Origin of the sequence: Rhizobium sp. 11_C7_N12_5 (assembly GCF_051811145.1) — a bacterium.
GTDB lineage: Bacteria > Pseudomonadota > Alphaproteobacteria > Rhizobiales > Rhizobiaceae > Rhizobium > Rhizobium lusitanum.
Genome location: NZ_JBPWPY010000001.1, coordinates 288,933 through 303,460 on the forward strand (window position 1 = coordinate 288,933; position 14,528 = coordinate 303,460).

Consider the following 14,528-nt stretch of genomic DNA (forward strand, 5'->3'; position numbering starts at 1 on the left):
GCCTTTCCTTAGGAGGATAAGGTAAGAATGAAGAGCGTGCCGGGTAGGGGAAGAGCCGGTGCTAGAGCATTTCCAGGAAAAGTGCGCAGCGGTTTTCCGTCCGGAATGCGAAAAAACAAGATGGAGCATTTTCGCGATTCGAAGAAAAGCGGAAATGCTCTAGGACAGCCCGCCCGGCATCCATTTGGGGATAGATGATGAAGTCACTCGGTAATATCCGGCGTTCCTTTGCTCCTTGGAGCGACCCTTCGGCCAAGCCGTACATTTCCTTCAAGAACGTGACGAAGAAGTTCGGTGATTTCACCGCCGTCGACAATCTCTCCCTGGATATCTACAACCGCGAATTCTTCGCTCTCCTCGGCGCATCGGGCTGCGGCAAGTCCACGTTGCTGCGCATGCTGGCGGGCTTCGAGCAGCCAACGACGGGCGAGATCGTGCTCGATGGCCAGAACCTTGCCGGCACGCCGCCCTATCGCCGCCCCGTCAACATGATGTTCCAGTCCTACGCGCTGTTTCCGCATATGTCGGTGGAAAAGAATATCGCCTTCGGCCTGCGCCAGGACGGCATGCCGAAAGCCGAGATCGACGATCGCGTCGCGCAGATGCTGAAGCTCGTAAAGCTCGAGCAATTCGCCAAGCGCAAGCCCAACCAGCTTTCCGGCGGCCAGCGCCAGCGCGTGGCGCTGGCCCGCTCGATTGCCAAGCGTCCGAAGGTGCTGTTGCTCGACGAGCCGCTCGGCGCGCTCGACAAGAAGCTGCGCGAGGAGACGCAGTTCGAACTCATGGATCTGCAGCAGAGCCTCGGCCTCACCTTCGTCGTCGTCACCCATGACCAGGAAGAAGCGATGACCATGGCGGACCGCATCGCCGTCATGAGCCACGGCAAGGTGGTGCAGGTGGCGACACCGGCGGAAATCTATGAGGCGCCCAATTGCCGCTTCGTCGCAGACTTCATTGGCGATGTGAACATCCTCGACGGCAACGTTACCTCCGCGCAGTCTGGCATCGTCGAAATCGCTGTCGATTCCGCCCTCACGCTGCGCACCGCCTCCAGCGAGGCACCGGCCGCGGGAAGCCGCGCCAGCCTCGCTATCCGGCCTGAGAAGTTGAGGGTCACGCCGCGCCCGCCGGCCAACGCGTCGGTCAATGCCACCGAAGGCGAGATCTGGGATATCGCCTATCTCGGCGACATGACCGTTTTCCATGTGAAGCTGAAGAGCGGACAGGTGCTCAAGGCCTCGTCGCTGAACGCGGTTCGCGCCGTGGAAGAACCCTTCGCCTATGACCAGAATGTCTGGGTGTCCTTCGACGAAAATGCCGGCGTATTGTTGAAGGACTGATCATGAGAGCGCTCGGTTCCTCCCTCTATCAGCGCCTCGTCATCATCATTCCCTATGCCTGGCTGCTGATCTTCTTTCTCGCGCCCTTTCTCATCGTCTTCCGCATCTCGCTGTCGACCAAGGCGCTGTCCGTCCCGCCCTACGATCCGTCGTTCGCCTGGGCCGACAGCTTCGCCGACTGGTGGGACAAGCTGCAGACCATGTCGTTCGACAACTACGTATGGCTGACCGGCGATCCGCTCTATATGAATGCCTACATTCAGAGCCTTCAGATCGCTGGCATCTCGACGCTGTTGACGCTGATCATCGCCTATCCCATCGCCTACGGCATGGCGCAGGCGCCGCGCACGATCCGGCCCACTTTGCTGATGCTGGTCATCCTGCCCTTCTGGACGAGCTTCCTGATCCGCGTCTATTCCTGGATGTCGATCCTCAGCACCACGGGTCTGCTGAACCAGCTGTTGATGGCGCTCGGCATCATCCACGAACCGCTTGTCATCCTCAACACCAATACGGCCGTCTATATCGGCATGGTCTATTCCTATCTGCCCTTCATGATCTTGCCGCTCTATTCCGCGCTGGAGAAGATGGACGACACGCTGATCGAAGCGGCGCAGGATCTCGGCTGTACGCGGATCGGCGCCTTCTGGCGCGTCACCTTTCCGCTCTCCATTCCCGGAGTCATTGCCGGCTGCATGCTGGTCTTCATTCCAGCTGTCGGCGAGTTCGTCATTCCCGACCTGCTCGGCGGCTCGGAAACCCTGATGATCGGCAAGGTGCTCTGGACCGAATTCTACAGCAATACCGACTGGCCGCTGGCATCGGCGGTGGCGACCATCCTGCTTCTGGTATTGGTGGTGCCCATCGTCTTCTTCCAGCATTTCCAGGCCAAAGCCGACGAGAAGGGGAGATAGTCAATGATCCGCTGGTCTCGTTTCAACATCGTCTCGGTCACCCTCGGTCTGGCCTTCCTCTATCTGCCGATCCTGCTGCTGGTCATCTACTCCTTCAACAGGTCTCGGCTGGTCACGGTCTGGGGCGGTTTCTCGACCCAATGGTATGTGCATCTGTTCAGCAACGACACCATGCTGAGCGCCGCCTGGCTGACGGTGCGCATTGCGCTGCTATCGGCGACCATCGCCACCGTGCTTGGCACTATGGCGGCACTCACCTTGGTGCGTTACACGCGTTTCCGCGGCCGAATCCTGTTTTCGGGCATGATTTATGCGCCGCTGGTCATGCCTGACGTCATTACCGGCCTGTCGCTGCTGCTGCTGTTCGTGGCGTCCGGCGTCGACCGCGGCTTCTGGACGATCGTCTTGGCCCACACGACACTGACCATGTGTTTCGTCGCCGTCGTCGTGCAATCGCGCCTGCTGACGTTCGATCGATCGATCGAGGAGGCGGCGCTGGATCTGGGCGCTCCGCCGGTGCGCACCTTCTTCGAGATCACGCTTCCGATCATCGCGCCGGCCGTGTTTTCGGGCTGGGTCCTGGCTCTGACGCTGTCGCTCGACGATCTGGTAATCGCGACCTTCGCGTCCGGCGCCGGTGCCAAGACGCTGCCGATGCTGATCTACAGCCAGGTCAAGCTCGGCGTCACGCCGGAGATCAACGCCATCTGCACCATCCTGATCGGCGTCGTCGCCATCGGCGTCATCTGCGCTTCCATTGCGACCAAGCGTCGCGAGGTCCAGCGCCAAAGGGACGAGCACGCGGCGGCCGCAGCTTGAGACAAGGTTGCGCGGAGCGGATTATTGCTCTTGCGGCTGGGCCGGTTTCTGCAAAAGCGTCGTCACCGGCGAGACGACCGGATCCGGCCAAGTGCCGCCAATGAAGAAGGGCAGCATCGGCAGCTCCTCCGAATCGGCGGGCGCGGTTGCGTCGATCGCGCCTGAAAGCGCCAGGCCATTGCTGCGGAAGGGAACGACACCATTCAATGTCACGGTTTCGTTCCGCCCGGCGATCGTGGCGTTCTGGACCTCGGCCGATCCCTTTGCGAAGCTTGCATCGACATTGATGCTGTCGAAATCGAAGGATCCGCCGGCAATGTCACTCATTCGGAAGAAGGCTTTTTCCGCCGCCAGACCCCGGAAGGTCGAGATGTCGAATTGGCGGAAGGAGCCGGTGGTCGACTGGAAATGCATCTTTCCGGCGACGTCGCTGAGCGTGGCGACCCAGATCGGCTTGGAGGTGCTGAGCGCGAGGTCCAGCGACCCTGCTGTCATCAACGGCAGCGGGCCTGGCAGCTTCAACCGGGTAAAGAGCCCGCCGAAATCAGCATTGCGGATGGATATCTGCAATTTGCCGCCGCCATCGAAGTCTCCTGGAGCGACCTCCAGATGGGCGGTCAGCGAGCCCCCCTCGAAGCCGCTGTCGCCGATGTCGAATTTCGCCTTGCCGCCGGCGACGAGCAAGCTCGCGCCGATATTGTCGAACTGGAAGGGGCCGAGCGCCGCCTTGTTGGATGAAAGCGTCATATCGAGATCGAGCCGCTGCAGCGGATTGCCGTTCAGCAGCGCATCGAAGGCGGTCTCGGCGGCGAGACGCATGGAGAAGGCGGCCAGGAACGGATTGAGGTTCATCTGGTCGAAGGCGAGCGTGCCGGAAATCTTCGGCTTGCCAGCCGTGGTGTAGCTCAGATCCATGACGCCGGAGGCAGCGGAATCGTTGACCTTGAAATTCAGATTGTTGAAGCGCAGGCCGTTCTCGATCGCTGCTATATCGGCGTTGAGCGAGACGTTCTTCAGCGCATCGGCGGCCGGCAGGTGCTGTCCGCTCCACGCCAGGAAGGAAGGCACGTTGGGCACGCTGAGCTCGAGATTGCCGGCAAGCGTCGAAAGATCCGAGATGCTGGTGACGCCCGCATAAGTCCAGCTGATCAGCGGCGAAGAGAAACTGGTCCTGGCATCAACGCTCTTGCCGGCGAAAAGCAACAGAGGCTGGGTGGAATCGAAGTTGAGCTTGACGTCCTGCCCGTTGAAACGGGCGAGGATGACAGCCGTCATCGGGCGGGACAGCCGTGGCCACGATATGTCCGCATTGACACCGTTCATCTTGTAGACGTTGCCGCTGCGATCGTCCGTCATCTCGACGCTGCCATCCTCGATGGTCAGCATGCCGATGGCGGCATCCTGGTCCTTGGGTATCGACACACCTTGGCTGGACGAGGACGCGTCCACCTGCTCGATCGCCTTGGAAAGGCGGCCTTCGTTCGTCCAATCGATGAGGCCGTTCTCGTCGCGCCGGATGTAGAGGGTCGGGCGCAGGAAATGGAATTCATGAAAATGCGCGCGTCCGCGGATGGCTGAAAGCAGCGAGAAATCCGCCGATAGGCTGTCGACATGGCCCAGTACCTTGCCGTTCTTCGTCGGCTCGCGGATCGTAACCTGATTGAGCGTCACGCGCGGCGTCGGCCAGAAATCGAGAGTGGGATCGCCCTCGATCTGGGCGCGGTATCCCGTCCATTCCGAAAGCGCCTTTTCGATGCCGGAGCGAACCAGCCCGCTGGAGATCAGGAAAGGCGCCGTCGCTCTGAAGACAGCAAAGATGATGAGGATTGTTAGAAGAATGATACCGGTCGTGCGAACGACGCTCGGCAGCCAGCGCGAGGCCGATCGCATCGTCAACCACCATTTATTGTTTCTCGACGCTCTCATATCCCGTGGAAACTCTCAAACTGATAGGGACGATCTGCCTATGCTTGCCGGATATAGGAAATGTTTAGCGGATGCAAACATTGCACACTGGAAATGCCCACAACTCCATGACTTTATAGTGCGCTGCAACATTGGTATATAAGGCGAGAAGCAGGGAGGGAAATATGCAAGATCAACAGCCACTTTGGACGCCATCGGAAGAATTTCGCCGCCAGAGCCCGATGTTTTCCTTCATGCAGGAATGCAACCAGCGTTTCGGCCTGTCAATGCCCGATTTCTGCGGCCTGCATGCCTGGTCCATCGCCGATCGCGAGAACTTCTGGACAGCGGTCTGGGATTTCTGCGGCATCAAGGGAAAGCGTGGAGAGAGGGCGCTGATCAATGGCGACCTCATGCTGGAAGCCCGCTTCTTTCCCGATGCCGAACTGAATTTTGCCGAGAATCTGCTGTCGAGAAGCGGCGAGGGCGATGCGCTGGTGTTCTGGGGCGAGGACAAGGTGCGCGATCGCTGGTCGTGGGACCGGCTGGCGGCGATGGTATCGCGCCTGCAGCAGGCCTACCGCGCCCTCGGCATCGGCAAGGGCGATCGCGTGGCGGCAATGATGCCGAACATGCCCGAAACCATCGCCTGCATGCTGGCGGCCGCGTCGATCGGCGCGATATGGTCCTCCTGTTCTCCGGATTTCGGCGAGCAGGGCGTCATGGATCGGTTCGGCCAGATCGAACCGAAGCTTTTCATCGCCTGCAGCGGCTATTGGTATGGCGGCAAGCTGCAGGATGTCACGTCGAAGGTCAGCGCCATTGCACAGCGGCTGAATGTACCCACCCTCGTCGTGCCCTATGCCGGCAGCGCCGACGCGGTCGTGGCAGCGACGCCTGATGCGCGAACCCTTGATGCGTTTGTCGCGCCGTTCGAGGCGAAGGCGGTCGAGTTCGTCGCGGTGCCCTTCTCTCATCCGCTGTTCATCCTGTTTTCCTCCGGCACCACCGGCGTGCCGAAATGCATCGTCCATTCCACCGGCGGCGCGCTTCTGCAACTGATCAAGGAGCATCGGCTGCATTGCGGCGTCGTTCCCGGCGAAAAGGTCTTCTATTTCACCACCTGCGGCTGGATGATGTGGAACTGGCTCGTGACCGGGCTTGCCGCCGGCGCGACGCTCTGCCTCTACGATGGATCGCCCTTTGCGCCCGACGGCAACATCCTGTTCGACTATGCGCAGGAAGAGAAGTTCGCTCTGTTCGGCACCTCGGCCAAATATATTGATGCCGTTCGCAAGAGCGGCCTGACCCCGAGGACATCGCATGATCTTTCAAGCCTGCGATTGATGACCTCCACCGGCTCACCGCTGTCTCCGGAAGGCTTCTCCTTCGTCTATGAAGGCATCAAGGACGATGTCCAGCTCGCTTCCATCTCCGGCGGCACCGATATCGTCTCCTGCTTCGTGCTCGGCAATCCGCTGCAGCCTGTCTGGCGCGGCGAGATCCAGGGGCCAGGTCTCGGCCTTGCCGTCGACGTCTGGAACGAGGACGGCAAGCCGGTGCGCGGCGAGAAGGGCGAGCTGGTCTGCGCCAAGGCCTTTCCCTCGATGCCTGTCATGTTCTGGAATGATCCAGAGCGCGCCAAATATCATGCCGCCTATTTCGAGCGTTTCGACAATGTCTGGTGCCATGGCGACTTCGCCGAATGGACCGAGCACGGCGGCCTGATCATTCACGGCCGCTCGGACGCCACGCTCAATCCCGGCGGTGTGCGCATCGGCACGGCCGAGATTTACAATCAGGTCGAGCAGATCCCGGAGATTCTGGAGGCGCTCTGCATCGGTCAGGATTGGGACGACGATGTCCGCGTCGTCCTTTTCGTCCGCCTCGCCGCCGGCGCTTCGCTGACGGAGGAGCTGGTCAAAGCGATGAAGACGCTTATCCGTACCGGTGCTTCGCCTCGCCACGTGCCGGCCAAGATCATCGCCGTTGCCGATATTCCGCGCACGAAATCCGGCAAGATCGTCGAGCTTGCGGTGCGCGATGTCGTGCATGGCCGGCCCGTCAAGAACAAGGAGGCGCTTGCCAATCCGGAAGCGCTGGATCTCTTCGCCGGGCTGGAGGAGCTGAAGACTTGAGCCGTACCCTAAAACTGAGGGGCAAACGATGACCCCCCTCTGCTAACTTCGCGTTAAGAAAGATTGGTCAAAGGTAAAAGCCGACTTGAGACCGTTCGCATGAGCTATGAGCGGATTGGAGCTTCCCCTGGCTCCCGAGACATGAAGTTAACCGACTCGAGCTTTCGTTAGGCAGCATCAACTTCAAAGGCAGCGCGTTCGCTGCCTTTTTTTCGTTCCGTCGCACGCAAATACGCGCCCGCTCTGTACATTGGCCTACCGACCAAGTATGTGCAGGCTTGAAGAAGAGGCCTGCGACGTGCGGGCCACGATGATCCGTGCCGCTTGGCACGCGAAGAATTCCGAAAGACAAGATATGACCGAATTCGAAGGCATCGTTCCTGCGATTGCCCAGGCTTTGGCAAAGCGCGGTTACGAAGTGCTGACGCCGGTGCAAAAAGCCATGCTCGATCCCGACCTTGCCGGCAAGGACGCGCTGGTCTCGGCCCAGACCGGCTCCGGCAAGACGGTAGCCTTTGGCCTGGCGCTTGCCCCAACCCTGTTGGATGGCGCAGAGCGCTTTGGCCGCGCCGGCACGCCGCTGGCCTTGGCGATCGCGCCCACCCGCGAACTGGCGCTTCAGGTCCAGCGCGAGCTGGAATGGCTCTATGAATTGACGGGCGCCACCATCGTCTCCTGCGTCGGGGGCATGGACATGCGCACCGAAAAGCGGGCGCTGGAGCGCGGCGCGCATATTGTCGTCGGCACGCCGGGCCGCCTTTGCGACCATATCCGCCGTAATTCGCTCGATATTTCCGAGCTGAAGGCCGTCGTACTGGATGAGGCCGACGAGATGCTCGATCTCGGCTTCCGCGAGGACCTTGAATTCATCCTGGAAACGTCGCCGGCCGAGCGGCGGACGCTGATGTTTTCCGCAACCGTGCCGCGCTCGATCGCCAAGCTTGCCGAGAATTACCAGCGTGACGCCGTGCGTATCGCCACGGCTTCGGAAACCAAGCAGCATGTCGATATCGACTATCGCGCCCTGACGGTTGCGCCGAGCGACAGGGAAAACGCCATCATCAACGTTCTGCGCTACTACGAGGCGCAGAATGCCATCGTTTTCTGCTCGACGCGTGCAGCCGTCAACCATCTGACGGCGCGCTTCAACAATCGCGGCTTCTCTGTCGTCGCCCTGTCGGGTGAGCTTAGCCAGAGCGAGCGCACACATGCGCTGCAGGCCATGCGCGACGGCCGCGCCCGCGTCTGCATTGCCACCGACGTCGCTGCCCGCGGTATCGACCTGCCGGGCCTCGATCTGGTGATTCACGCTGATATACCGACCAATCCGGAAACGCTGCTGCATCGAAGCGGCCGCACCGGCCGTGCCGGCCGCAAGGGCGTCAGCGCTCTGATCGTGCCGCTCAGCGCCCGCCGCCGCACCGAACGCCTGCTGGAGGCAGCTCGCCTGCGCGCCACCTGGGCGAAGCCGCCGTCGGCGGATGAAGTGAACGAACGCGACGACGAGCGTCTGCTCGCCGATCCGATTTTCTCCGAACCGCTACGGGATGAGGAGCAGTTGCTGGTAAAGCGGCTGCTGGAAAGCCATGGCGCCGAACAGATCGCGGCCGCATTCCTGCGTCACTATCGGGCGCGTCACTCCGCGCCGGAAGAGCTGCAGGACGTGCCGGCTGAAGGCGAGCGCAAAAAGCCTCGCCGAGACGATTTTCCTGTTTTCCGCGATGACGCGCCCGGCTCTTCTTCCTCTGGACGCAACGATTTCACCGACGGCGTCTGGGTGTCGCTTTCTGTAGGACGCAAGCAGAACGCCGAGCCGCGTTGGCTGATCCCGATGCTCTGCCGCAACGGCAACCTGACCAAGCGTGACATCGGCGCGATCAAGATGCAGCCGGAGGAAACCTTCGTCGAATTTTCACAGGAAGGCGCCGAGCGCTTCCTTGCAGCTATCGGGCCTGACAAGACGCTGGAAAGAGGCATCCGCGTGAAGCCGCTCGCCGGAGTGCCGGATTTTTCGCAGGCGAGGAGGGAAGGGGATTTCGAGAAAAAGAAACCCTTCGCCGACAAGGGCGCCCGCCCTCAGGAGGGCGGCAAGCCGAAATGGAAATCAGACCGCAAGCCGGAACGGACGCAGGCAGGCGAGAGCGTTGCTTCGGAACGCCAGGATAAGAAGCCCTGGGTGAAGAAGCCCGGCAAACCGCATTTCGCCAAAAGCGATGCAGCCCCGGCGCCCGGCAAGCCGAATTCGCGAGCCAAGCGCAAGGCGACGAAGGTTCGGGGGGAGTAATTTCCGCTGTGCTGCGCCTGGGTCAGGCGCGGCGCATGCCGGCGCGATACGAATTGAGCTAGGGATAGGCATAGAGAGAATGTCCGGCCCGCGCCATTTGCAGGCGCTCGAGGACTGAGGCAGAATGCCGCCATCGAATATGCGGCAGGATAGGCTCATGCTCATTGGTTCATGTCATTGCGGCAAGGCAAGTTGGACCCTCGAGGGTGATCCAGGCTCGATCACGGCATGCAACTGCACTCTCTGCCGGCGCTATGGCGCGCTGTGGGCCTATGACTACGAAGGAGAGCGTATCTCCATCGCCGGAGAGACTGCCTCCTATACGCGCGCCGCAGAGAAGCAGCCCTCTCTCGAAATACTATTCTGCCCAGCCTGTGCCTGTGTATTGAGCTGGCGCGGCTTGAGGCTTCAAAGGGACGGCCGCCGGCGCATGGCCGTCAACCTGCGGCTTGCACCACCGGATCTTGTCTATGAATTGCCGATCGATCATTTCGATGGGCTGGACACGTTTGAAGACCTACCTTCCAAAGGCCGATGTGTGCGTGATCTCTGGTTTTGACAGCGGCAGCCCCGCCGAAGGTTACGATGCACCTTGGCTGCAGCTATTGCCCGATAGTGGTGCGTTTCCACCACCATCAAACTAAGATCATCTTCAATTCGCCAGCACCCTCGGCGACGGGAAGGTGATTTCCACCAGCGTTCCTTCATTGGGCGCGGAGTTGATCGAGAAGCTCGCCCGGTTGGCGTCGACCATGGCTTTCGTCAGCGGCAGGCCGAGGCCGGTGCCGTCGCCGCGCTTGCGGGAATTGGTCGACACCTGTCGGAAAGGCTTCATGGCCTGTTCCAGTTCCGAGCGTGTCATGCCGACGCCCGTGTCCCGGATGCGCAAGACAACGCTGCCATTGCCTTCATAGGAGGTCGACACGACGATCTGGCCGCCTGAAGGCGTGAAGCGGATGGCGTTGGACAGGATATTCAGCGCGATCTGCTTGATCGAACGCTGGTCGGCCACGACATTCGGCACGGCTTGCGACAGCGCGGTGCGGATGATGACGCGCTGGCTGTTGGCCTGTGGCTGCACCAGCGAGACCGACTCGGTGATCGCCTCGTTCAGGCCGACCGACGCGAATTCCAGATCCATCTCGCCGGCCTCGATCTTGGAAATGTCCAGCAGATCGTTGACGATGTCGAGCACATGCCGGCCGGAGCGGCCGATATCGGTCGCATATTCGATATAGCGCGAATGGCCGATCGGCCCGAAACGCTCGCCGGCCATCATGTCGGAAAAGCCGATGATGGCATTGAGCGGCGTGCGGATCTCGTGGCTGACGCGGGCGAGGAAATCCGTCTTGTGGGCATTGGCGGTTTCGGCGGCGCGTTTGGCGTTGCGCAGCTCTTCTTCAGTCCGCTTCCATTGCGTGATGTCGCGGATGACGGCGCAGTAGCCGTTGGAGGAATTGAGCCGGCCCATGGTCATGAACAGCGGCACGAAGCCGCCAGACGCTTCGCGACCGATCACTTCGCGACCGTCGTTGAGCACGCTTGCGACGCCGTGGCCGGAAAGGCCGCTGAGATAATCGAGCACCGCCCTCTGGCTTTCATGGGCAAACAGCATGGTGAAAGGTTTGCCGCGGGTTTCCTGGTCGTCGTAGTTGAAGAGCGCGCTCGCCGAGCGGTTCACCGAGCGGATCTCGCCCTCCTGGCCGATGATGATCACCCCGTCGGTCGCCGTTTCCAGCGTCGAGCGCAATTCCTCGATCTCGACCTGCAGCTTGGCGACCTTTTCGAGGATGCGTTCGGGGCGGGCTTCCTCGGCAACCGGTTGCGGCGGGGCAGACGGCTCGCTCTTCTCCACCGGCATCAGCGCCAGCATCAAGGCGGTGCCGTCCTCCCAGCGGATCGATTGCAGCCGCGCGGTGACCGGCACCAGCGCGTCGTCGGCGCGCACGACCATCATCGTGCCCGGCTGCTCGGTCTTGCCTTCCAGATCATTGCGCTGCAGGAGCGCGTCCAGACCCCCGACGTGCTCGAGATCCGTCAGGCTCTCGTAACCGGTCAGCCGCAGAAATTCCGGATTGCCGTGGATCAGCCGATCGCCGGCATGAACGAGGATGGCCAGCGGCAACTGATCGACGATCTCAGCCGACAGGCCGGTGTGCATTTTTATGCGCGGCGGAATGGCGGTGCTCAGAACATCAAGCGGATCGAAATCCTCTTCCGGCTCGGCTGAGGCGCCTTGCGTTTCGGCGGGAGGATTGCCGGTGGCGGCATCGTCCGGTTTCTCCGCAGCGTCGGCGGGTTCCTGGCTCGGTTCGGATGCCAGTTCGCTCGCTTCCGCCGCAACGTCGGCATGCTGAGCGTCGACATTGTCGTTTCCGACGGTCGTTTTGGCCGTGTCGGACAGGATTTCGTCAGCCGCGTTCGGTTGCGGCGCGATATCGACGCTTTCCTCAGATTGCTCAGTGGGCGGCTCAGTGCGCTTGCCGAAGGGTTCGAGCTGCCGAGCGATTTCCCGAAAGGCGGCCTGCTCGCTTGCTGAAAGGCCGGCCGGTGTCAGCGGACGGCGCTCGTAGAGCCGTATGACCTTGTCCGACTCGCGGCGGTTCGGCGTGTCGGCGATCTGCAGAGCCGGTGGCTCCTCGCTTGTGGTGGGGGCGTCTTCAATCGTTGCATGGCCGATATCCTCGGCTTGTTCGGTCGCGGTTGCGTCTTCCGGCTCGGGAGCTGGATGTTCGGTCGCCGCCTCTTCCATCTCCGCCGTTTGGTCGATAGCGACAGGGGGCGTGGACTGGTCGTCCTGCTCGCCCAGGGTCATTCCACGCTTCGTCGGATCTTCGATGGTATCCGCCAGACGGACGACGCCGAAGCCTCTGAAGCCGTCGAATTCGCGGCTGCGCGTATAGGTCGGCAAGGCGGCTAGGTCTACCGGCACCATCAGGCCCGTGCCTTCCACCGGCCAATAGATCGTCCGACCCGACCAGGTGTCGCGCCGCGCCAGCAGTTCGGCGATCTTGCCGTCCGGATCGAGATTGAAGCGGGCGGCGACATCGGTAAAGGCGGCGCCTGCGAGCTGCGCCGCGTGCGGTCCCACAGCATCGGCGAACTCACGCGAAACCTCGCTGAAGTGGCCTGCGGCATCGATCTTCCACACGAAGCGGGTGGCGCGGCCGTTGCGCTTGAAAGTGAAGCTCTCCGCGTGATCGTCTTGGGCAGCGGGCGCTTCGGACGCGGCGGCCGGCTCGGCGCTCACATCCGTTGGGGCATCGGCGATATGGTCTTCACCATCATCTGCCGCTTCCATATTCGGTTCGTCGGATTGGGCGGCCGCTTCGACATCGGCGTCGCTTGCGCCATCCATCAGGGCTAGCGCATGCGTGTCTTCCGCTGCGCTATCGGTGGCCGGAGTTGCCTCGGCCTGTTCGTCCGGCTGATATTCCGGCGTCTCGTCCAGTTCCTGAATATGCGCCACCGCATCGATGACGTCGCCGAAGGGCGCTGTCGCAGCGGGGTTGGGAGCTTCCTCCAGGGCCGCACCTTCCAGTTCCCGGCGAGCCTCTTCCGCCTGCGGTTCGGCCGAAGCCGACGCGGCGCCGAGGCTACCTGTCGGATCGAGGTGACCGAGGGCGGTTTCGACGACGAACAGCAGGTGCAGGGCGGGGATTTCCGACAGCTTGCCGATGGCGGCCGGCAGATAGCCGCGACCGGTCGGGATCGGTCGCTTGATCAACCGGTCCGGCTGCGCGCCGGCCATGGTCGTCAGCATTCTCGCCGTCTGCGGCGTGACGCCCAGCGTGCCGAAGCGGGCGGATGCGGCGATCACTTCGCCGTCGCGGCCGACGACGGCCATGTGGGTATCGGGGTCGTCGAACCCATCGATCATGCGCTTGGCGCATTCGGCTGATGCCATCGGCTTGGCCGAGACCGGCGAGGAAAACAGGATTGCTTCCTCGTCCGCCTGAATGCGGATGAGTTCGACCGCCGCGTTGACGACCGCGCGCTGGAAGCCGGAGGCCATGCGGATCAGGAAAGTACGCTGGTCGCCAATGCCGCCAAGTCCGCGCGCCGTCGCTTCGATCTGGCGGAACGAGACGTCGCCGGGCTTCGGTCCCTGATCGAGGAAATCGTAGATGACGTCGTAGCCGAAGAGGTTGGCGCCGGCGCCATTGGCCCACAGCACGCGATCCATGCCGGTCGAGAACATTACCATGGCTTCACCACGGGCAAAGCGTTCCCGAACGCGCGGATGCACGGCAATGTCAATGAACGGATATTGAACTGCGGGCATATTCCAACCTGTTTTGCGGGCGTGACCGCCTCTCGTGTTTTAACGGTTTATTAATAACCGTACCCCGCTTTTGGGTCCAGCAAAGGCCCCATCTTTCGGCCGGAAAGGTTAATACGTTGTGCGTCGCACAATTATGTTGCACTGCACAATTTTTTATATTATATAAGCCTCACACAGTTCACGAAGGGTGCCTCGAAGAGGACCCGTATAGGAGCGTAATCATGGCTACTGTAAAGAAAGACGACGTTTTTTCAACGGCTGCATTCGATCCTTCCAAGGTCTCCGAATCCTTCCGCGAATTCGCGGAAAAGGGTGCTGCCCAGTCCAAGGAAGCCTTCGCTAAGATGAAGGCTGCCACCGAGGAAGCCGGCAAGACCGTCGAAGCGACGGTGCAGACTGCACAGGCTGGTTCCGTTGAGATCGGCCTCAAGGCAATCGACGTTCTGCGCACCAATGCCGAAAGCTCGCTGGCACACATGGAAGCCCTGCTTCGCGTCAAGTCCGTTGCCGAACTGTTCGAACTTCAGACCTCCTTCATCCGCAAGCAGGCCGAAGTCACCATCGAACAGGCCAAGTCCATTCAGGAAACCACCAAGAAGGTTGCTGAAAAGCTGGCAAAGCCGGCCAAGGATGCAGCCGAAAAGGCAATGGCTTCCTTCAAGGTCGCCTGATTTCCCAAAAGCCTCCCAAGGCATGAACGTCCCGTTTTCAGGTGAAAGCTCTGAAGGCGGGACTTTTCGTTTAGGGACGGTTCCTGTTCGTGCAAATGCTGGCGGCGCACCACCATCCGGATATCTTTGAAGCTTTTTTGTATTGCGGGGAGATAGGACTTGAAATAATTTC

9 protein-coding genes are annotated in these 14,528 nt (G+C 61.3%); 7 read left to right on the forward strand and 2 right to left on the reverse strand.

What is annotated here, in order from left to right; genetic code table 11:
• Nucleotides 1-197 precede the first annotated feature (197 nt).
• Genes AB8B29_RS01370 through AB8B29_RS01380 form a run of 3 tightly spaced genes read left to right on the forward strand, consistent with a single transcriptional unit; the run spans nucleotide 198 to nucleotide 3,073 of the window.
• Nucleotides 198-1,340 carry an ABC transporter ATP-binding protein gene (locus AB8B29_RS01370; RefSeq protein ID WP_037199032.1) on the forward strand — a complete coding sequence of 381 codons (1,143 nt, stop codon included), beginning with the start codon at nucleotides 198-200 and terminating at the stop codon, nucleotides 1,338-1,340.
• 2 nt (nucleotides 1,341-1,342) lie between these two features.
• Nucleotides 1,343-2,254, forward strand: a complete 912-nt coding sequence (locus tag AB8B29_RS01375) for an ABC transporter permease subunit (protein ID WP_037199031.1) — start codon at nucleotides 1,343-1,345, stop codon at nucleotides 2,252-2,254.
• Nucleotides 2,255-2,257: 3 nt separating this feature from the next.
• Complete coding sequence (locus AB8B29_RS01380; RefSeq protein WP_037199029.1) at nucleotides 2,258-3,073, forward strand: ABC transporter permease subunit; 816 nt, start codon at nucleotides 2,258-2,260, stop codon at nucleotides 3,071-3,073.
• Between the two features lie 21 nt (nucleotides 3,074-3,094).
• Here the strand turns inward: AB8B29_RS01380 and AB8B29_RS01385 are convergent, their stop codons facing one another.
• Nucleotides 3,095-4,999 (reverse strand): AsmA family protein, encoded by a 1,905-nt coding sequence (locus AB8B29_RS01385; RefSeq protein ID WP_047560997.1) that lies wholly within the window; start codon nucleotides 4,997-4,999, stop codon nucleotides 3,095-3,097.
• A gap of 164 nt (nucleotides 5,000-5,163) precedes the next feature.
• Here AB8B29_RS01385 and AB8B29_RS01390 point away from each other — a divergent pair, with 164 nt between their 5' ends.
• The 3 genes from AB8B29_RS01390 to AB8B29_RS01400 all read left to right on the forward strand — a co-directional run bounded on the left by AB8B29_RS01390 (nucleotide 5,164) and on the right by AB8B29_RS01400 (nucleotide 9,959).
• On the forward strand, nucleotides 5,164-7,116 hold the full coding sequence (locus tag AB8B29_RS01390; RefSeq protein ID WP_047561000.1) for an acetoacetate--CoA ligase: 1,953 nt from the start codon (nucleotides 5,164-5,166) through the stop codon (nucleotides 7,114-7,116).
• Nucleotides 7,117-7,471: 355 nt separating this feature from the next.
• Complete coding sequence (locus AB8B29_RS01395) at nucleotides 7,472-9,400, forward strand: DEAD/DEAH box helicase (RefSeq protein ID WP_047640460.1); 1,929 nt, start codon at nucleotides 7,472-7,474, stop codon at nucleotides 9,398-9,400.
• A gap of 157 nt (nucleotides 9,401-9,557) precedes the next feature.
• On the forward strand, nucleotides 9,558-9,959 hold the full coding sequence (locus AB8B29_RS01400; RefSeq protein ID WP_037199024.1) for a GFA family protein: 402 nt from the start codon (nucleotides 9,558-9,560) through the stop codon (nucleotides 9,957-9,959).
• A 93-nt stretch (nucleotides 9,960-10,052) separates the two neighbouring features.
• Here AB8B29_RS01400 and AB8B29_RS01405 read toward each other — a convergent pair whose 3' ends face one another.
• Nucleotides 10,053-13,685 (reverse strand): ATP-binding protein, encoded by a 3,633-nt coding sequence (locus AB8B29_RS01405; RefSeq protein WP_037199022.1) that lies wholly within the window; start codon nucleotides 13,683-13,685, stop codon nucleotides 10,053-10,055.
• A gap of 221 nt (nucleotides 13,686-13,906) precedes the next feature.
• Between AB8B29_RS01405 and AB8B29_RS01410 the strand changes: the two genes are divergently transcribed.
• On the forward strand, nucleotides 13,907-14,356 hold the full coding sequence (locus tag AB8B29_RS01410) for a phasin (RefSeq protein WP_037199021.1): 450 nt from the start codon (nucleotides 13,907-13,909) through the stop codon (nucleotides 14,354-14,356).
• The last annotated feature ends 172 nt before the right edge of the window (nucleotides 14,357-14,528 follow it).